Annotated in this window: 15 protein-coding genes, 1 tRNA gene and 3 rRNA genes; 5 read left to right on the top strand and 14 right to left on the bottom strand. The window is 64.0% G+C overall.

Translation table 11 applies throughout. The annotated features are described in order from the left end of the window. Positions 1–35 precede the first annotated feature (35 nt). From CGX12_RS15490 to CGX12_RS15480, 3 genes are read left to right on the top strand one after another with little or no spacing between them, the layout of a single operon-like run. Positions 36–626, top strand: a complete 591-nt coding sequence (locus CGX12_RS15490) for a uroporphyrinogen-III synthase (RefSeq protein WP_094040757.1) — start codon at positions 36–38, stop codon at positions 624–626. After that, positions 613–1,731 (top strand): uroporphyrinogen-III C-methyltransferase, encoded by a 1,119-nt coding sequence (locus CGX12_RS15485; RefSeq protein ID WP_094040756.1) that lies wholly within the window; start codon positions 613–615, stop codon positions 1,729–1,731. The genes CGX12_RS15490 and CGX12_RS15485 overlap by 14 nt, the downstream gene beginning before the upstream one ends. A 10-nt stretch (positions 1,732–1,741) precedes the next feature. After that, on the top strand, positions 1,742–2,911 hold the full coding sequence (locus CGX12_RS15480; protein ID WP_094040755.1) for a heme biosynthesis HemY N-terminal domain-containing protein: 1,170 nt from the start codon (positions 1,742–1,744) through the stop codon (positions 2,909–2,911). Positions 2,912–2,962: 51 nt separating this feature from the next. Here the strand turns inward: CGX12_RS15480 and CGX12_RS15475 are convergent, their stop codons facing one another. The 7 genes from CGX12_RS15475 to ilvG form a co-directional block, all read right to left on the bottom strand. Then, on the bottom strand, positions 2,963–3,829 hold the full coding sequence (locus CGX12_RS15475; protein WP_094040754.1) for an NAD(P)-dependent oxidoreductase: 867 nt from the start codon (positions 3,827–3,829) through the stop codon (positions 2,963–2,965). After that, positions 3,826–4,665, bottom strand: a complete 840-nt coding sequence (locus CGX12_RS15470; RefSeq protein ID WP_094040753.1) for an urea transporter — start codon at positions 4,663–4,665, stop codon at positions 3,826–3,828. The genes CGX12_RS15475 and CGX12_RS15470 overlap by 4 nt, the downstream gene beginning before the upstream one ends. A gap of 351 nt (positions 4,666–5,016) precedes the next feature. Then, positions 5,017–6,570 (bottom strand): threonine ammonia-lyase, biosynthetic, encoded by a 1,554-nt coding sequence (ilvA, locus tag CGX12_RS15465; protein WP_094040752.1) that lies wholly within the window; start codon positions 6,568–6,570, stop codon positions 5,017–5,019. Between the two features lie 4 nt (positions 6,571–6,574). Further along, positions 6,575–8,425, bottom strand: coding sequence for a dihydroxy-acid dehydratase (gene ilvD / locus CGX12_RS15460; protein WP_094040751.1), 1,851 nt, complete (start codon positions 8,423–8,425; stop codon positions 6,575–6,577). A gap of 64 nt (positions 8,426–8,489) precedes the next feature. Then, positions 8,490–9,410 carry a branched-chain amino acid transaminase gene (locus CGX12_RS15455; protein ID WP_094040750.1) on the bottom strand — a complete coding sequence of 307 codons (921 nt, stop codon included), beginning with the start codon at positions 9,408–9,410 and terminating at the stop codon, positions 8,490–8,492. A gap of 11 nt (positions 9,411–9,421) precedes the next feature. After that, complete coding sequence (gene ilvM, locus CGX12_RS15450) at positions 9,422–9,682, bottom strand: acetolactate synthase 2 small subunit (protein WP_094040749.1); 261 nt, start codon at positions 9,680–9,682, stop codon at positions 9,422–9,424. Next, positions 9,679–11,328: an acetolactate synthase 2 catalytic subunit gene (gene ilvG, locus CGX12_RS15445; protein ID WP_094040748.1), complete on the bottom strand. Its 1,650-nt coding sequence runs from the start codon at positions 11,326–11,328 to the stop codon at positions 9,679–9,681. The genes ilvM and ilvG overlap by 4 nt, the downstream gene beginning before the upstream one ends. A gap of 384 nt (positions 11,329–11,712) precedes the next feature. On the opposite strand from ilvG, the gene CGX12_RS15440 reads away from it, so the two are divergent. Continuing rightward, the gene (locus CGX12_RS15440) at positions 11,713–13,224 is read left to right on the top strand and encodes a YifB family Mg chelatase-like AAA ATPase (RefSeq protein ID WP_094040747.1); all 1,512 of its coding nucleotides are present in this window, start codon (positions 11,713–11,715) and stop codon (positions 13,222–13,224) included. A gap of 66 nt (positions 13,225–13,290) precedes the next feature. Continuing rightward, the gene (locus CGX12_RS15435; protein ID WP_094040746.1) at positions 13,291–13,602 is read left to right on the top strand and encodes a hypothetical protein; all 312 of its coding nucleotides are present in this window, start codon (positions 13,291–13,293) and stop codon (positions 13,600–13,602) included. A 48-nt stretch (positions 13,603–13,650) separates the two neighbouring features. Here CGX12_RS15435 and CGX12_RS15430 read toward each other — a convergent pair whose 3' ends face one another. The 7 genes from CGX12_RS15430 to CGX12_RS15400 all read right to left on the bottom strand — a co-directional run. Then, entirely contained in the window at positions 13,651–14,253 is a 603-nt protein-coding gene (locus tag CGX12_RS15430) for a thiol:disulfide interchange protein DsbA/DsbL (RefSeq protein WP_094040745.1), read from the bottom strand. Between the two features lie 40 nt (positions 14,254–14,293). Then, the gene (locus tag CGX12_RS15425; protein WP_094040744.1) at positions 14,294–15,262 is read right to left on the bottom strand and encodes a serine/threonine protein kinase; all 969 of its coding nucleotides are present in this window, start codon (positions 15,260–15,262) and stop codon (positions 14,294–14,296) included. 50 nt (positions 15,263–15,312) lie between these two features. Continuing rightward, positions 15,313–16,734, bottom strand: a complete 1,422-nt coding sequence (gene ccoG / locus CGX12_RS15420; protein WP_094040743.1) for a cytochrome c oxidase accessory protein CcoG — start codon at positions 16,732–16,734, stop codon at positions 15,313–15,315. Between the two features lie 309 nt (positions 16,735–17,043). Then, positions 17,044–17,158, bottom strand: a 5S ribosomal RNA gene (rrf, locus tag CGX12_RS15415). Between the two features lie 16 nt (positions 17,159–17,174). Then, positions 17,175–17,250 (bottom strand) — tRNA-Thr (locus CGX12_RS15410). A 10-nt stretch (positions 17,251–17,260) separates the two neighbouring features. Then, a 5S ribosomal RNA gene (gene rrf / locus CGX12_RS15405) occupies positions 17,261–17,375 on the bottom strand. A gap of 79 nt (positions 17,376–17,454) precedes the next feature. Then, positions 17,455–17,550: ribosomal RNA gene (locus CGX12_RS15400) — 23S ribosomal RNA — on the bottom strand; the annotation flags it as partial.

The raw sequence follows: 17,550 nt of genomic DNA, 5'->3' as shown, positions 1-17,550 counted from the left end.
CGGAGTAGCTCGCCGCCGTCGGCCGTGGGGCTCCTGTGACAGGGGTCAGCGTACCGGGGGTGACTTTCGCCGATAATCCGCTGAACCGGCTGGGTCTGGCCTGGCCGGCCTGCGGCAACGTGGCCGTGGGCGAAGCCACGGGCCGGGCCCTGGCTGCCGTGGGCGTGGCGCACGCCGCCGTGCCCGAGGATCCCCGCTCCGAAGGCATCATCTCCCTGCCCGGGCTGCAACGGCTCGAGGGGCACCGGGTGCTGATCCTGCGCGGCGACGGCGGCCGCCACCTGATTGCCCCCACCCTGGCCGGGCGCGGTGCCCGGGTGGACTACTGCGAGGTCTACCGCCGCCACTATCGCCCCGACCCGGGCGGCAGCCTGGTTAAAAACTGGCAGAGCGCGGGGGTCGACAGTATTATCGTCACCAGCGGTGGCTTGCTCAGGCATGTTTTTCAGCTGGCAAGCCCCCATGCAAAGGACTGGCTGCTAAGCCGTTTATTGATTGTGCCCAGTATCCGGGTGGCGGACAGCGCCAGGGAGCTGGGGTTCACTCGGGTCATTAATGCAGAAGCTGCATCCAGCCAGGCGCTGATCGCCGCCCTGGATGAGAGGAAACGGAATGACAGACAATAAAGACAACCAAGAAAACACCCTGACCGGCACCACGGCGGCCGACCCCGTCCAGGCCGACACCACAGCGGCGGCGGGATCCGCCAAGGCAGACGCAGCAGCCACCCAGCCACCCGCCAAGGCAAACACCTCCTCCGCCAAGGGCCTGGCCATCGCCGCCATCGTCCTGGCCCTGGGACTCACTGCCGGCCTGTACTGGCACGGCCATAACCAGGCGGTGGCCCAGGCCGAGCAGCTGAACCGGCTGCAGGCGGAACTGGCCCAGCAGCAAGGCGCCCTGCAGGCCGCCCGGACCGAGCAGGAGGCCAGGCTCAAAGATCTCCTCAACAGCCAGAACACCACCGCCGAGCAGCTCGACGGCCTGTCGCGCAAGGTGCTGGATCTGGACAGCAAGCGGCCCAACGACTGGATGCTGGCGGAAGCCGAATACCTGGTGCGCATGGCCGGCCGCAAGATGTGGCTGGAGCAGGACGTGGTGGCCGCGGCCATGATGCTGGCCAATGCCGACGAGCGCCTGGCAGCCCTCAACGATCCCTCCCTGATCCCCATCCGCCAGGCCCTGGCGGAAGACATCGCCGGCATCAAGTCGGTGCAGAAGGTCGACCGGGAAGGCCTGGTGATCAAACTCAACAACATCAACGAGCAGGTCGACCGGCTCCAGCTCGCCGGGGTGATCATGGCCCGGGCCGAGGAGCCGGACTTCACCCTGTCCGGCGATATCGGTGACTGGCAGGAAAACCTGAAGAAGAGCTGGGCCAGCTTCAGCGACAACTTCGTGACGGTGCGCCGCCGCGACGGCAACGTCGAAGCCCTGCTGTCGCCCCAGCAGCACTGGTACCTGAGCGAAAACCTCAAGGGCAAGCTGCTGCAGGCCCAGCTGGCGGTCTATCGCGAGCAGCAGGAAGTGTACGACAGCGCCCTGGCCCAGTCCCGCCAGTGGCTGCAGGACTATTTCGCCGACGACAGCGTGCGCCAGTTCATGCTGGAGCAGATAGAGCAACTCAGCGGCCAGCAGATCGATGTGGATTATCCCGAGCAGTTCACCGCCCAGGATCGCCTGCAGCAGTTGCTGGACGACCGGCTGCAACGCCTGCTGACCGGCCTGTAAGGGGGTGACCATGATACGTCTTGCCATTATCGTCGCCATGCTGGTGGCCGGCCTGGTGATAGGGCCGGATCTCACCGGCCGCCAGGGCTATGTGCTGGTGGCCGCCGGCAATTACACCATCGAAACCACGGTCACCGTCTTCCTGGTGGCGGCGGTGCTGTTCTACCTGCTGATGCTGTTCCTCGAATGGCTGCTGGGCCGCGTCTTCGGCCTGAGCCACCGCACCCGCGGCTGGTTTATGGGCCGTCGCCGGCGCAAGGCGCTGAGCTACACCCAGAGCGGCATGCAGGCGCTGGTGGCGGAGGACTACGCCACCGCCGAGAAGATGCTGGTCAAGGGCACCAAGGGCAACGATCTGGCGCTGCTCAACTACCTGAACGCCGCCACCGCCGCCCAGGCCCAGGGCCTTGAAGCAAAGCGCGACGACTACCTGCGGCAGGCCCAGGAGCAGAGCCCCGGCGCCGGCCTGGCGGTGGGCATCACCCAGGCCCGGCTGCAGTACCAGCAGGGCCAGTACGAGCAGGCCCTGGCCGGCGTCCAGCAACTGGAGAAGGAGTACGGTGCCCAGCCGGCCATCCTCAAGCTGCAGAAGGACGTCTACCAGGTCACCGGCGAATGGCAACGGCTGCTGGCCACCCTGGATGCGCTGTCCGGCAAGGGCCTGCTCGACGCCGACGACAAACAGGCGCTGCAGCAGCAGGCCTACGCCGGCTGGTTCGACAGCACCGCCAAACGCGACGGCAGCGAGGGATTGATCGCCCTGTGGCAGGAACTGCCGCGCAAGGACAAGTACCGCGCCGACCTGCTGGCCCCCCTGTGCGACCGGCTGATCGGGCTCAAGGCCCACAAGGAAGCCCAGCAGCTGCTGCTGGAGGGGCTCGACAAGCAGACGGATCCCCAGTTGCTGACCTGCCTGACCCGGCTGCAGCTGGGCGACTACCATCCGCTGCTCAGCACCCTGGAGAAAAAGGCGAAGAAGGAAAGCCTGCCCGAGCTGCACTCCGCCCTGGGCCAGCTGTACCTGAAGGACAACAAGCCCAAGGAGGCCGAAGAGCACCTGCAACAGGCGGTGGCGCTCAAGCCCAGCGCCCGCGACTACGTGCTGCTGGCCGGCTTGGCGGAAAAGCGCAAGGACCTGGCCAAGGCCAACGACTACTACCGCCACAGCCTGGCGCTGTGAACCGGCCGCCGGCCTGAACCAGAAAGGGAGCCATCGCGGCTCCCTTTTTAATTACGGCTTGTACAGCCGGATCAGGGTGGCGGGATCCCGCTCCAGGTAGCCCTGGCCGCCGTGCTGGCGCATCAGCTGGGCGGCCAGCCCGGACATGGGGGTGGCGCTGCCGGCGCGCTGGCTCTGGGCCACCGCCATGTCCAGATCCTTGAGCAGGGTGCGCACATGCCACTTGGGATCCGGATCCGACTCCGCCGCCATCAGCGGGCCGGTGAGCTGCATGGGTTTGGAGTCGGCGAAGCCGCCGGCCAGGGCCTCGGGGATCCTGTCCGCCGCCACCCCACAGGCCTTGGCCAGCGCCATCATCTCCGCCAGCACCATCAGGTTGCAGCCCACTATCATCTGGTTGCATACCTTGGTGACCTGCCCGGCCCCGACCGGTCCCATGTGGGTGACCCGCTGGGACAGAAGCGCGAGCACCGGGCGAATGCGCTCTATGTCCGCCGCCTCACCGCCGCACATGATGGCCAGGGTGCCGGCCTCGGCCCCGGCCACGCCGCCGGATACCGGCGAATCCACCCAGCCCATGCCACAGGCGGCCTGCAGCCGGGCGGCGAAGGCCTTGGTCGCCTCCGGATCCGAACTGGAAAAGTCCACCAGCAGCTGGCCGGCCCGGCCGTGGCCAGCCACGCCGCCGGCGCCGAACACCACCTCTTCCACCACCGCGGTGTTGGCCAGGCACAGCAGCACCAGATCCACCTGCTCCACCAGTTCGGCGATGCTGGCCGCCTCGATGGCGCCGGCCGCCTTCACCGCCGCCAGCTTGTCCGGGCTGCGGTTCCACACCCGCACCTCGAACCCCGCCTGCAACAGCCGTTGCGTCATGGGCTGGCCCATCAGGCCGATGCCGATAAATCCCAGTTTCATGTTTTCTCCCTGTCTTGAATGCGTTTATTACCCTGATAACAGATACCGCGGCGCAGCGCCAGGCACAGCCAGCAACTGAGCACGAAGGGCAGGGTCAGCATGGGCAGCCCCAGCCGCAGCATCAGGCCGCTCATCAGCCCGGCGGCCGTGACGCCCGCCAGTATCCAGGCCACCGGCAGCCGGTGCCAGTACAGGCCGATGGCAGCCAGCACCCCGTTGTAGCCGGCCAGGCCGAAGGTAATGACATCGGTACCGACGCCCAGGCCCCAAGCGACCAGGCTGGCCAGTACGCCGCCGATCACCGCCCAGGCCAGCAGGCCGGCCCCCGCCAGCAAGAGGGCGGCGCAGATCAGCAGGGCAGAGAAGCTGTCGGGCAGAAACACCACCTGGCCCACCGCCGACAACGCGAACTGGTGCCCCTCTGGCACCTCGATCAGCCGGCTGCCGTACAGATAGAGGGCCGGCAGCACCAGCAGGTTGAAGGGCAGCGTATACCAGGGAATGCCGGCCAGCCGGCGCAGTCCGGCGTAGATGGCGGCGCTCAGGGCACCACCCAGGATCGCCAGCGCCAGCCAGGCCGGGCCGGGTGGCGCGAACAGGCCGATGGCCAGCCCCACCAGGGCGGCGTTGAAACCGAACAGGCCGTCCCGCCAGGCCGCCGGCTCCCAGCGCCGCCAGCAGGCCAGCAGGGTGGCCGCCGCCACCGCCAGCACCATCAGCAGCGCCATCCAGGGCGAGACCCAGGCCACCGCCAGCAGCATCAGCAGCCCGGCCAGGAGGTGATTCACAAAATAGATCTGGCTGATACCGGCCAGCATCGCGGACAACAGCGCCATCGAGGACACTCCTGCACAGGAAAAGGGAACGGCGAGAATTAGAGCAGGAGGACCGACATTGATCAATACATTATTGTGAACAATGTTGCGGGTGGGTTAAGCCGCCTTTCATAAGAAGACCATAGATGGAAGCGAAAGCTTTAGGTTGTCTCAAGCAGACAGCACTGATGTCAGAGCAGGCGGACAAAGGGAACGGCTCCGCCGACCGTCACATACCATGGACGGCATGTGCCGAGCGATACAGGGATGTACTTGAAGCGTGTCGGCGGAGCTGGCCCTTTGGCCGACTCATACCCGTGAAACAGGCGCCTTTAGTCATCAAGCAGAGGGCCCCCATCGGGAGCCCTCGGTTTAATGCGCCAGGAAAAACCGGTAGGCGGGATCCTGGGTGACGTCGTACCAGGTGTAGCCGAGTTCCGCCAGGTGGCTCTCGAACGAGGCCAGATCCGCGTCGGGCAGTTCGAAGGCGCACAACACCCGGCCGTATTCAGCGCCGTGGTTGCGGTAGTGGAACAGGCTGATGTTCCAGCGGGTGCCCAGGGTGCGCAAAAAGCGCATCAGGGCGCCCGGCTGCTCCGGGAACTTGAAGCTGTACAACCGCTCCTGCAACGGCTTGGGCGGGCGGCCGCCGACCATGTAGCGCACATGGGACTTGGCCAGATCGTTGTCGGTCATGTTGGCCACCGGGTACCCGGCCTGCTCCAGCTCCGCCATGATCTGCGCCAGCTCCCGATCGCCGTCGGACAGGCGCACCGACACCAGCAGCGCCGCCTTGTCTTCCGAAGAGTAGCGATAGTTGAACTCGGTCACCATGCGGTTGCCCAGCACCTCGCAGAACTCCAGGAAGGCGCCCTTGCGCTCCGGAATGGTCACCGCCAGCACCCCTTCCCGCTTCTCGCCCAGCTCGCAACGCTCGGAGACGTAGCGCAGGGAGTGGAAGTTGACGTTGGCCCCGCTGAGGATGGCCGCCATGCGCGCGTGGGCATAGTCCCCGGCCTGGCTGTACTTCTTCAACCCGGCCAGCGACAGCGCCCCCGACGGCTCGGCGATGGCGCGGGTGTCCTCGAAAATGTCCTTGAGGGCGGCGCAGATCTCGTCGGAGGTCACGGTCACCACCCCGTCCAGGTATTCCTGGCACAGGCGGAAGGTCTCGGTGCCCATGCGCTTCACCGCCACCCCGTCGGCGAACATGCTGACCCTGTCCAGGGTGACGATTTCACCGGCCTTGAGCGCCGCCTTGAGGCAGGCGGAGCCCTCGGCCTCGACCCCGATCACCTTGACCTGGGGCAGCAGTTGCTTGATGTACACCGCCACCCCGGCGGCCAGGCCACCTCCGCCCACCGGCACGAACACATGGGTCAGGCGGGTGTCCTGCTCCAGCAGCTCGCGACCTATGGTGCCCTGACCGGCGATCACGTCCTCGTCGTCGAAGGGCGGGATCAGGGTCAGGCCCCGGGCCTGGGCCAGCTCCAGGCAATGGGCATAGGCTTCGTCGAAGTTGTTGCCGTGCAGCACCACCTGGCCGCCGAGCCGGCGCACCGACTCCACCTTGATGTCGGGGGTGACCACCGGCATCACTATGGTGGCGTCGATGCCCAGCTTGGCGGCGGACAGGGCCACGCCCTGGGCATGGTTGCCGGCGGAGGCGGCGATCACCCCCTTCTGCTGCTGCTCGGTGCTGAGCTGGGCAATCTTGTTGTAGGCACCCCGCAGCTTGAAAGAATGCACCGGCTGCATGTCTTCCCGCTTGAGCGAGACAGGATGGCCCAGCCGCTCGGAAATCTTCTTGAGCGGCGACAGCGGCGTCACCCGCGCCGCCTCGTACACCGGCGACAGCAATATCCTGCGCAGGTATTCGGTGGCCGTGCGGGGTGCGGCAGCCTCTTTCAATGCCGGCTGTGCCATGCGCTTAACCTCCCAGCTTGCTGCGATCGCGCACCGCGCCCTTGTCGGCACTGGTGGCCAGGGAGGCGTAGGCGCGCAGGGCGAAGGACACTTCCCGCTCGCGGTTTTCAGGGCGCCAGGCCTGGTCGCCCCTGGCCTCCATGGCGGTGCGGCGGGCGGCCAGCTCGGCCTCGGGCACATCCAGCACTATGCTGCGACCCGGGATGTCGATGTCGATGATGTCACCGTCCTGCACCAGGGCAATGGTGCCGCCGTTGGCCGCCTCGGGCGACACGTGGCCGATGGACAGGCCGGAGGTGCCGCCGGAGAAGCGGCCGTCGGTGATCAGGGCGCACTTGGTGCCCAGGCCCATCGACTTGAGGTAGGTGGTGGGGTAGAGCATTTCCTGCATGCCGGGGCCGCCCTTGGGACCTTCGTAGCGGATCACCACCACCTCGCCGGCCTTGACCTCGCCGCCGAGGATGCCGGCCACGGCGGTGTCCTGGCTCTCGTAGACCCGGGCCGGGCCGCGGAAGGTCAGGTTGTCGTCGGCCACGCCGGCAGTCTTGACGATACAACCGTCCAGGGCCAGGTTGCCGGCCAGCACCGCCAGGCCGCCTTCCTGACTGTAGGCGTGATCGATGCTGCGGATGCAGCCCTCGGCGCGGTCATCATCCAGCTCGGGCCAGCGGCAGTCCTGGCTGAATGCCCGGGTGGTGCGGATACCGGCCGGGCCGGCGCGGTACATGGTTTTCACCGCCTCGTCGGGAGTTACCATGATGTCGTAGCGGGCCAGCTGATCGGCCAGGGTCATGCCCAGCACGGTCGGTACTTCGGTCTTGAGCAGGCCGGCCCGGGCCAGTTCGGCCAGTATGCCCATGACGCCACCGGCCCGGTGCACGTCTTCCATATGGTATTTCTGGGTGGAGGGGGCCACCTTGCACAGCTGGGGCACCTGACGCGACAACCGGTCGATATCGTCCATGGTGAAGTCCACGTCCGCCTCCTGGGCCGCGGCCAGCAGGTGCAGTACCGTGTTGGTGGAGCCGCCCATGGCGATGTCCAGCACCATGGCGTTCTCGAACGCCGCCTTGGTGGCGATGGTGCGCGGCAGGGCGGTGGCGTCTTCCTGCTCGTAGTAGCGCTTGGTCAGCTCGACGATGCGGTGGCCAGCGGTCTTGAACAGCTGCTCCCGATCGGCGTGGGTCGCCAGCAGGGAGCCGTTGCCGGGCTGGGACAGCCCCAGGGCCTCGGTCAGGCAGTTCATGGAGTTGGCGGTGAACATGCCGGAGCAGGAGCCGCAGGTAGGGCAGGCGCTGCGTTCGATCTGCTCGCTTTGTTCATCGGACACAGTGGGATCGGCGCCCTGGATCATGGCGTCCACCAGATCCAGCTTGATGATCTGATCGGACAACTTGGTCTTGCCCGCTTCCATGGGGCCGCCGGACACGAAGATCACCGGGATGTTGAGGCGCAGGGCGGCCATCAGCATGCCGGGGGTGATCTTGTCGCAGTTGGAGATGCACACCATGGCGTCGGCGCAGTGGGCGTTGACCATGTACTCCACCGAATCGGCGATCAGCTCCCGGCTGGGCAGGCTGTAGAGCATGCCGCCATGGCCCATGGCGATGCCATCGTCCACCGCTATGGTGTTGAATTCCTTGGCCACCCCGCCGGCGGCCTCGATTTCCCGGGCGACCAGTTGCCCGAGATCCTTGAGGTGCACGTGGCCGGGCACGAACTGGGTGAAGGAGTTGACCACGGCGATGATCGGCTTGCCGAAATCTTCTTCGGTCATGCCGGTGGCGCGCCACAGGGCGCGGGCGCCGGCCATATTGCGGCCGTGGGTGGTGGTGGCGGAACGATACCTTGGCATTGCTTCATTACTCCTGAGTCGGGAACATCAGGGGCGCCCTGGGCGCCCCTTCTCGTGATGGTGGTTAGTTGACCGGGGTGAGCCAGCCCCATTTGTCCTGGGTGGTGCCGTCGAACAGGCCGAAGAAGGCTTGCTGCAGCTCGGCGGTCACGGGACCGCGCTTGCCCTCGCCCAGGCTGATGCCGTCCACGCTGCGCACCGGGGTCACCTCGGCGGCGGTGCCGGTCATGAACATCTCGTCGGCCAGGTACAGGGCCTCGCGGGCGATGGCTTCTTCCCGCACCTGATAGCCGGCCTCGCGGGCCAGGGTCATCAGGGTATCCCGGGTGATACCGGGCAGGATACAGGCGGTAACCGGCGGGGTATAGAGTACCTTGTTCTTGATCAGGAACAGGTTCTCGCCCGCGCCTTCGCTCAGGTGGCCGTGCACGTCCAGGGAGATGCCCTCGGTATAGCCGTGGCGCTTGGCCTCACCGGAGATCAGCTGGGAAGACAGATAGTTGCCGCCCGCCTTGGCGCCGGTGGGCATGGTGTTGGGCGCCAGCCGGTTCCAGGAGGTCACGCACACGTCCACCCCGTTCGCCAGTCCTTCCTCGCCCAGGTAGGCGCCCCAGGGAATGGCGGCGATGATCACTTCGCAGGGCACGTCCCTGGGCGCGTTCAGGCCCATGCCGACGTTGCCGATAAACACCAGCGGCCGCAGGTAGGCGCTGTCCAGTTCGTTCTTGGCTACCGCTTCCCGGCAGGCGTCCATCAGCTCGGCCTTGGTGTAGGGAATGTTCATCCGGTAGATCTTGGCGGAATCGAACAGCCGCTGCACGTGCTCTTCCAGGCGGAAGATAGCCGGCCCCTTGGGGGTGTTGTAGGCCCGGATGCCTTCGAATACCGAAGAGCCGTAGTGCAGGGCGTGGCTCATCACATGCACCTGGGCCTTGTCCCAGGGCACCATATCTCCATTGAACCAGATGTAGTTGGCGGTAGACATTATTGTTTTCCTCAAGCCGTTTTTCTGAGTCGTTGTTCCATGAGCCGGGCTTCGACGCGGGTGACATCCATCAGTTTTTCAAGCTGGCGGCTTAACAACTGGATAGGTCTTTCGCTACTGACAGTAACCCTAATGTTGACGTTTTGACAATCGGCCGAGGTGGACATTTCCATGTCGTCGACCCGAAAACCCCGGTGGCGGGTCATGCGCAGTACCCGTTCAAGCACTTCCGGGCGGAACTGGGCTTCAATATGCAAATTGTGCTGGTTCATGCTTGTTTCTCCATCATCTGGTCGTTGGCGACGCCCGGCGGCACCAGGGGCCAGACGTTTTCTTCCTCTGAAATACGGACATGCAGCAAGTAGGCGGACTCGGCGGCCAGCATGCGCTGGATGGCCGGCTCGACCTCTTCCTTGCGGGTAATGGTTTCACCGGGAATGTTGAAGGCGGCGGCCATGGCCACGAAATCCGGGTTGTCGGTAAGGATGGTTTCGCTGTAGCGGCCGTCGAAGAACAGCTCCTGCCACTGGCGCACCATGCCGAGGCGCTGGTTGTCGAGCAGCACCATCTTCACCGGCAACTGGGCCCGCTTGAGGGTGCCCAGCTCCTGCACGTTCATCATGAAGGAGCCGTCGCCCGACACCAGCACCGAGGTATGCTCCGGACGGGCCAGTTTGGCGCCGATGGCGGCGGGCAGGCCGAAGCCCATGGTGCCCAGGCCGGCGCTGCTCAGGTGGTTGCGCGGGCTGGTAAAGCGCATGTGCTGGGCTACCCACATCTGGTGCTGGCCCACGTCGCAGCTGACCATGGCATTGTCGTCCAGCGCCTCGCTCAGTTGCTTGAGCATCAGCGGGGCATAGATGGCCTCGCCCGGGTGATCGTAGCGCCAGCCGTGGGCGGCCTTGAGCCGCCGGCACTGGTCACGCCAGTCGTCGATGTCCAGCTCGTCCCGGCCCAGCAGGGGCAATACCTCCTTCAATTCGGCATCCATGCCCACGTGGGCGTGGCGCACCTTGCCGAATTCGGCGGCGTCCTTGTCCAGGTGGATCACCTTGGCGTGGACCGCGAAGGCATCCAGCTTGCCGGTGACCCTGTCGTCGAAACGGGCACCGACCACGATCAGCAGATCGCTCTGCTGAACTGCCAGGTTGGCGGCTTTTGTGCCGTGCATCCCCAGCATGCCCAAAAACAGCTCATCGTCCGGATCCAGGGTGCCGATGCCCTTCAGCGTGGTCACCGTCGGCAGGCGGCAAGCGCGGGCAAAAGCGCGCAATTCCGCCTCGGCGCCGGCCATGCCGACCCCGCCGCCCACGTAGAGTACCGGCTGCTCGGCTGCCGCCAGCAGGGCCCTGGCCTGGGCCAGCGCCTCCTGATCCAGGGGGTTGGGCTCGGCCACGAAGGGAGATGACGGCTTGGGCTCCACCAGGGAGACCTGGATATTCTTGGGCACGTCGATCAGCACGGGTCCGGGGCGGCCGGAGCGGGCAACCTCGAAGGCTTCGGCGATGATATCGCCAAGATCCTCGACGTTCTCCACCAGATAGGAATGCTTGGTGCAGGACAGGGACATCCCCAGCACGTCCACTTCCTGGAAGGCATCGGTGCCGATCGCCGCCATGGGCACCTGGCCGGTGATGGCCACCACGGGAATGGAATCGAGCATGGCATCGGCCAGACCGGTGATCAGGTTGGTGGCTCCGGGGCCCGAGGTGGCCATGCACACCCCCACCTGACCACTGGCTCTGGCATAGCCCACCGCCGCCAGGGCGGCCGCCTGCTCGTGGCGGCACAGCAGGTGCTCGACGCCACCGTCGTAGAGGGCATCGTAGAGCGGCATGATGGCGCCGCCGGGATAGCCGAAGATCTGGGTTACCCCCTGTTGTTTCAATGCCTGAACAATGTACTGTGCGCCGTTCATCTTGTTGCTGTCCCTGTATTGCTGCCAAAGCCGGTTTAAAAAAAAAACCCCCGAGCGGGTCGCTCGGGGGTTTTGCGTTGTTGTCTGCCGGTTGTTCTACTTTTCGTCAGACCACAGTGCCCCGAGCGGTGATTTAATAATCACCACTAGGACCACGATAATGCTGACGAAACGCACGAACAGATTCATATACCGACCATAAAAATAAGGGGCGGACCGGAACATCCCGACCCGACAGGCCTATAGAACTAGCATATATGGCCTACACTAGACAAGACTTTATTGTTTACAAAATCAAATGAGGGGCCAGTATCGCCCCATCAAAACCAGAATAAAACACCACATTAAAAACATTACTTAAAATAAAAAACCAGGGAGACCGGGATGTCACTCGCCGTCGTTTTTGCCCGCGCCAGCCTGGGCGTTACCGCGCCGCTGGTCACCGTCGAAGCCCACCTGGCCAACGGCCTGCCGGCGTTCAACATCGTCGGCCTGCCGGAAACCACCGTCAAGGAAGCCCGGGACAGGGTGCGCAGCGCCCTGCTCAATTCGGGTTTCGAGTTTCCCGCCAAGCGCATCACCGTCAACCTGGCCCCCGCCGATCTGCCCAAGGAAGGGGGCCGTTTCGATCTGCCCATCGCCCTGGCCGTGCTGGCGGCCTCCGGCCAGGTACCCGCCGACGGTCTCGGCCGGCTGGAGTTTCTGGGGGAGCTGGCCCTCCCCGGCGAACTGAGGCCGGTCCGGGGCGCCCTGCCCGCGGTGCTGGCCGCCCGGGACAGCGAGCGGCAGCTGGTGCTGCCCAGCGGCAACGGTGACGAGGCGGGGCTTATCTCGCCCTGCCCGGCCCTGCTGGCGCCTCATTTGCTGGCCATTACCGCCTGGTTGCGATCCCAGGGCGAGCTGGCCGCCCCGGAACCGGTCGGTCCGAGCGGGGACATGGAGGCCGCCGACCTGAGCGAGGTAATAGGGCAGGAAGGGGGCAAGCGGGCACTGGAGATCGCCGCCGCCGGCGAGCACAACCTGCTGCTGCTCGGCCCGCCGGGCACCGGCAAGAGCATGCTGGCCAGCCGCCTGCCCGGCCTGCTGCCGCCGATGACCGAGGCGGAAGCCCTGGAATCGGCCGCCGTGCGCTCCATCAGCGGCCTGGGGCTGGATCCCTCGCGCTGGTTGCGTCGCCCCTTCCGGCAGCCGCACCATTCGGCCTCCGCCGTGGCCCTGGTCGGCGGTGGCGGCTATCCCAAACCCGGCGAAATTTCCCTGGCCCACCACGGGGTGCTCTTCCTCGACGAAATGACCGAGTTCGAACGACGGGTGCTGGATGCCCTGCGCGAACCGCTCGAAACCGGCAGCGTGTCCATTTCCCGCGCCGCCCACAGGGTCACCTTCCCCGCCCGCTTCCAGCTGATCGGCGCCATGAATCCCAGCCCCTGCGGCCACTACGAGGACGGTCGCAGCCGCAGCTCTTCCGAGCAGATACTGCGCTACCTGAGCAAGGTTTCCGGCCCCTTTCTCGACCGTTTCGATCTGTCGGTGGAGATCCCCCTGCTGCCGCCGGGCGAGCTCAGCCGCCCGCGCCCTCCCGCGGAAAGCTCGGCACAGGTGCGTGACCGGGTACTGGCGGCCCGGGCCCGGCAATTGGCGCGGGCCGGCAAGAGCAATGCCCGACTCGGTACCGCCGAGCTGGACCGGTTTTGTCCCCTGGCCCGGGAAGATGCCGTCTTCCTGGAGCAGGCCCTGCACCGGATGAAGCTGTCGATCCGGGCCTGGCACAAACTGATCCGGGTGGCCAGGACCATCGCCGATCTGGCCGATGAACCCCAGATAGCCCGATCCCATCTGATAGAAGCCCTGGGCTACAGGGCCATGGACAAGCTGCTGCACCGGCTGCAACAATGAGGGCTGCAAAGAAGGAAAAACTGCTCTACCTTAAGGGGACGGTCACCGTTTGATAGGGACATCAACATGAAGAGTGCCAAGGAGTTTGCCGGCTGGCTGCACGAGCGTTTCGGAGAAATAAAATCCGGTGTCTATCTCACCAAGCACGACATCGCCACCCTGTCCGGGCGCCAGCGCTTCACCCACGAATTTATCACCGACATTCATTACGAGCTGGCGCTGCAGGGAATGGGGTTCGTCACCGATACCCACAGGGAAAAGTTCTATCTGTTCCACCTGCCTACCGAGCATTGGCAAACCAGGGGCGACTATTACCAGGAGCCGGCGTCCAATATCCACCTGATGCCGCCGGCAAAGCGCAGCTCCCCCCCGCAATAACTGAACGGGGCCAGCCCCGAAAGGCTGGCCCCGCATCCCAAGCCTGATTCAGTCGGCCGCCAGCAGATACTCCACCACCCGGTAAAACCGGTCTTCCGAACCGATTTCACCCATGTTCAGCTGGTATTTGCCCCTGACCACTATGGTCGGGGTGCCGCGCACGTTGAAGTTTTCGGTCGCCCTGTCGTACTGGGCGACCATGCCGTTCAGGGCGAAGCTGTTGATCACGCCGTCGAAGGCTTTTTCCTCGACACCCTGTGCGACAAAAATCGCCCGGATGTCATCCATGCTATTGGGCATCTTCTTCTGGCGGTGGATCTGATCGAAAATGGCCGGGGTCAGCTTGTCCTCCACTTCCAGCAGCACGGCGGCACCATAAGCCCGCTGCAGCACGGGGCCCATCTCCCGTCCCAGGAAGGGGACCGGCACCTTCTTCAGTTCGGCCTCGGGCACCCGCTCCGACAGCTTGTCCATCAGCGGCTGGAAGCTGTAGCAATGGGGGCAGACATAGGAAAAGAACTCGGTCACTTCCGGCTTGCTGCTCGCCGTTTCCTTCACCACGGTATACTCGACTCCTTCCTTGAACTCCGGCGCGGCCGAGGCCAGGGGAGCCAGCAACAGGGTCAACAAGGCAAAGACTAACTTTTTCATACTCAATCCCATTTAGTAAAGGCTGTCTCAAGGTAAGTAATCAGTTCCAGGACGTCAAGGACAACGGCGGCGCGTCCAGCCGCTGCAACTGCTCTTCCAGGGTGCCGATCTGCTGCTGCCAGTAGCCCTCGGTATTGAACCAGGGGAAGTTGGCCGGAAAGGCCGGATCGGACCAGCGCGACGCCAGCCAGGCCATGTAGTTCACCATGCGCATCGCCCTGAGCGGCTCAATCAGGGCCAGCTCGGCCGCATCGAACTCCCGCACCGTCTCGTAGCCGGCCAGCAGGGTATCCAGCTGCACCAGTTGCTCCTGCCGGCTGCCGCTGAGCATCATCCACAGATCCTGCACCGCCGGGCCCCGGCGGCAGTCATCAAAATCGAGCAGCCAGGGCCCGTCGCGCCAGAGCAGGTTGCCGGCATGACAGTCACCGTGCAGGCTGAGCTGCTTGCCGGGCCGGTACAGTTCGGTGGCGCGCTTGACCAGCCGCCGCAGCAGGCTCAGGAAATCCGCCCGCAAGCGGCCCGGCAACTCGGCCTCGCGCTCCAGCACGCCGTATGCCCGGTGCAGGTAGTCGTCGGTCGACAGTACCGGCCTGGACTGCAGGACGAAGCGCTCTCCTACCTGGTGCAGCAGGGCCAGTTGCTCGCCCAGCGCCTCGAGCTGCTCCAGGCTGTCCGTCTCGAACTGACGGCCGGCCACCGCCGGCCATACGGCGAATACTATCCCCTGGTATTCGAACAGGGTCTCCCGCTCCTGGCGCAGCGGGATTGCCACCCTGACCCCGGCATCCGCCAGCGCCTGCAGGAAGCCGTGCTCTTCCAGGATCTGCTCCCGGGTCCAACGCTGCGGGCGGTAAAACTTGGCCACCAGGGGCCCCTGCTCGTCGTTCTTGAAGCGGTAGACGCGGTTTTCATAACTGTTCAGTGCCATCAGCCCCGAGTCGACATAGATGCCGACGCTGGCGAGGGCATCGGTGATCACATCGGGGGTAAGCTGGTAGTAGTTCATATCACTCCAGGGGAAAAAAGGCCGCCGTCAGACAACGGCGACCATCAGGGTCAGCGGGCGGAGCTGAAGAACTTGCTCTCGGTCTGCAGGCTGGCCTTGCGATCATCGGGGTTGACCCCCTTGCGGCTCATCACGAAGGTGATATCGCCGACCGGGGACGACAACAGGTAGGGATCCGCCGACAGGCTGATCGGCAGGCTCAGCACCTCGCCCGCCTGCACCGTTACTTCACTCGGACCTATCCACTCCAGATCATCCATGCCTTCAACCCTGAGCTGATAGGTTTCCTGCTCCAGGGTCTTGTTGATGATTTTCAGAGTATAGGTGTTTTCCACCAACCCTTCGGTGGTCTCGCGGTACAGCTGGTTCCGGTCCCGGATCACCTCTATGCCCATGGGCATGATGCTGGACGCCATGTAGACAAAGGCAGCCAGCATCAGCGCCATGACCACACCGTAGCCGATCAACTTGGGCCGCGCCACATGGGTCTCCTTGTGCCGCAACTTGTGTTCGGTGGTGTAGCTGATCAGGCCCTTGGCATACCCCATCCGCTCCATGGTCTGATCGCAGGCATCGACACAGGCACCACAGTTGATGCACTCGTACTGCAGGCCGTCGCGTATATCGATGCCGGCGGGGCACACCTGCACACACATGTCGCAGTCGATACAGTCGCCCAATCCCAACTGGCCGGGATCCGCCTTGCGGGAGCGCGGTCCCCGCTTCTCGCCCCTTTCGCTGTCGTAACTGACGGTATAGGTGTCCTTGTCGAACATGGCCGACTGGAAACGGGAATAGGGGCACATATGGGTGCACATTATGGTGCGCATCCAGCCGGCGTTGCCATAGGTACAGAAGGCGAAAAACAGCACCCAGAACGCCGGCCAGAAACTGGCCGAAAAGGTCAGCAAGCCCAGCCCCAGTTCCGCCGCCGGCACGAAATAGGCGATAAAGGTAAAGCCGGTAAACAGGGAGACCGTCAGCCAGGCGAGGTGCTTGGCGGTTTTGCGCCACAGCTTGTTGAAACTCCAGGGAGACTTGTCCAGTTGCCGGCGCTTGTTGGCGCTCCCTTCCAGCTTTTCCTCAAACCAGATAAAAAGGAAGGTCCATACCGTCTGCGGGCAGAGATACCCGCACCATACCCGCCCGAGGAAGGTCGTGATAAAAAACAGGCCGAATGCCGCCACCATAAACAGCAGGGCCAGCAGGGTCAGATCCTGGGGCCAGATGGTGGAGCCGAAAATATGGAAACGCTGGTGCTCGATATCCAGCAAGATCGCCTGTCGGCCATCCCAACTCAGCCAGGGACCGACGACAAACAACAGCATGAAGAACCAGCCCATCAGCTTGCGCAGCCGCTGCCACTGTCCCTTCTGTGCCCTTACATAGATATGGCCTTCGTCCGTCGGCCGATGAGAGCGCACGGCTCCGGTGACATCCTTGATGTCAATCTGCTTGTTTTTATCGTTCATAGGCTCACATTGTTACTCTGACTGGCTGCGGCTGCATTATCTGCCTACAAGATGTAACCTCTTGTTAACTTGCAGATAAAATACGAGTTATGCGGCATTTTGCAGCAAAACCTAATATAAAAGGGTGATCTTTATCACCTTTTTCCGAGTCGGTCCCGCTTTCCTCGCTCAGGAGTACTCATGGTAGGCCATTGCGACGACCGGGCACCATGATGGCGATCAGTCAGGCGGCCCGGTCAGGAAGAAAATATGCGGATTGGGAGCAGAAACGAAAAAGCCCCGCTGTTATCAGCGGGGCTTGGAATAGGTGTTTGACTGTGACCTACTTTCACATGGCAGCTGCCACACTATCATCGGCGCGGGTGCGTTTCACTTCTGAGTTCGGCATGGGATCAGGTGGGACCACAACGCTATGGCAGTCAAACAAAACTTCAAAATCATGGTGCTGATACCCAGAATCGAACTGGGGACCTCACCCTTACCAAGGGTGCGCTCTACCATCTGAGCTATATCAGCAGAATTGGGTGCCTGGCAGTGACCTACTTTCACATGGCAGCTGCCACACTATCATCGGCGCGGGTGCGTTTCACTTCTGAGTTCGGCATGGGGTCAGGTGGGACCACAACGCTATTGCCGCCAGGCATAAACTTTAATCCGGAAAAGCTGTCTTCGATGAATTTGTTCTTGAAACCGCAAGGTCTCACACTTCTTGGGTGTTGTATGGTTAAGCCGCACGGGTCATTAGTACAGGTTAGCTGCACGTATCGCTACGCTTCCACACCCTGCCTATCTACGTCCTAGTCTCGGACGGCCCTT

The organism is Zobellella denitrificans (assembly GCF_002237365.1).
GTDB lineage: Bacteria > Pseudomonadota > Gammaproteobacteria > Enterobacterales > Aeromonadaceae > Oceanimonas > Oceanimonas denitrificans.
Note: the sequence above shows the minus strand (reverse complement) of the source record. Positions and strands in the feature narration are given on the sequence as shown.

Coding starts and splice junctions, on each gene's coding strand:
- CGX12_RS15430 (WP_094040745.1), bottom strand. CDS start 14,253: ATGAAAAAGTTAGTCTTTGCCTTGTTGACCCTGTTGCTGGCTCCCCTG.
- CGX12_RS15480 (WP_094040755.1), top strand. CDS start 1,742: ATGATACGTCTTGCCATTATCGTCGCCATGCTGGTGGCCGGCCTGGTG.
- ccoG (WP_094040743.1), bottom strand. CDS start 16,734: ATGAACGATAAAAACAAGCAGATTGACATCAAGGATGTCACCGGAGCC.
- CGX12_RS15455 (WP_094040750.1), bottom strand. CDS start 9,410: ATGTCTACCGCCAACTACATCTGGTTCAATGGAGATATGGTGCCCTGG.
- ilvM (WP_094040749.1), bottom strand. CDS start 9,682: ATGAACCAGCACAATTTGCATATTGAAGCCCAGTTCCGCCCGGAAGTG.
- ilvD (WP_094040751.1), bottom strand. CDS start 8,425: ATGCCAAGGTATCGTTCCGCCACCACCACCCACGGCCGCAATATGGCC.
- CGX12_RS15475 (WP_094040754.1), bottom strand. CDS start 3,829: ATGAAACTGGGATTTATCGGCATCGGCCTGATGGGCCAGCCCATGACG.
- CGX12_RS15435 (WP_094040746.1), top strand. CDS start 13,291: ATGAAGAGTGCCAAGGAGTTTGCCGGCTGGCTGCACGAGCGTTTCGGA.
- CGX12_RS15425 (WP_094040744.1), bottom strand. CDS start 15,262: ATGAACTACTACCAGCTTACCCCCGATGTGATCACCGATGCCCTCGCC.
- CGX12_RS15440 (WP_094040747.1), top strand. CDS start 11,713: ATGTCACTCGCCGTCGTTTTTGCCCGCGCCAGCCTGGGCGTTACCGCG.
- ilvA (WP_094040752.1), bottom strand. CDS start 6,570: ATGGCACAGCCGGCATTGAAAGAGGCTGCCGCACCCCGCACGGCCACC.
- CGX12_RS15470 (WP_094040753.1), bottom strand. CDS start 4,665: ATGGCGCTGTTGTCCGCGATGCTGGCCGGTATCAGCCAGATCTATTTT.
- ilvG (WP_094040748.1), bottom strand. CDS start 11,328: ATGAACGGCGCACAGTACATTGTTCAGGCATTGAAACAACAGGGGGTA.
- CGX12_RS15485 (WP_094040756.1), top strand. CDS start 613: ATGACAGACAATAAAGACAACCAAGAAAACACCCTGACCGGCACCACG.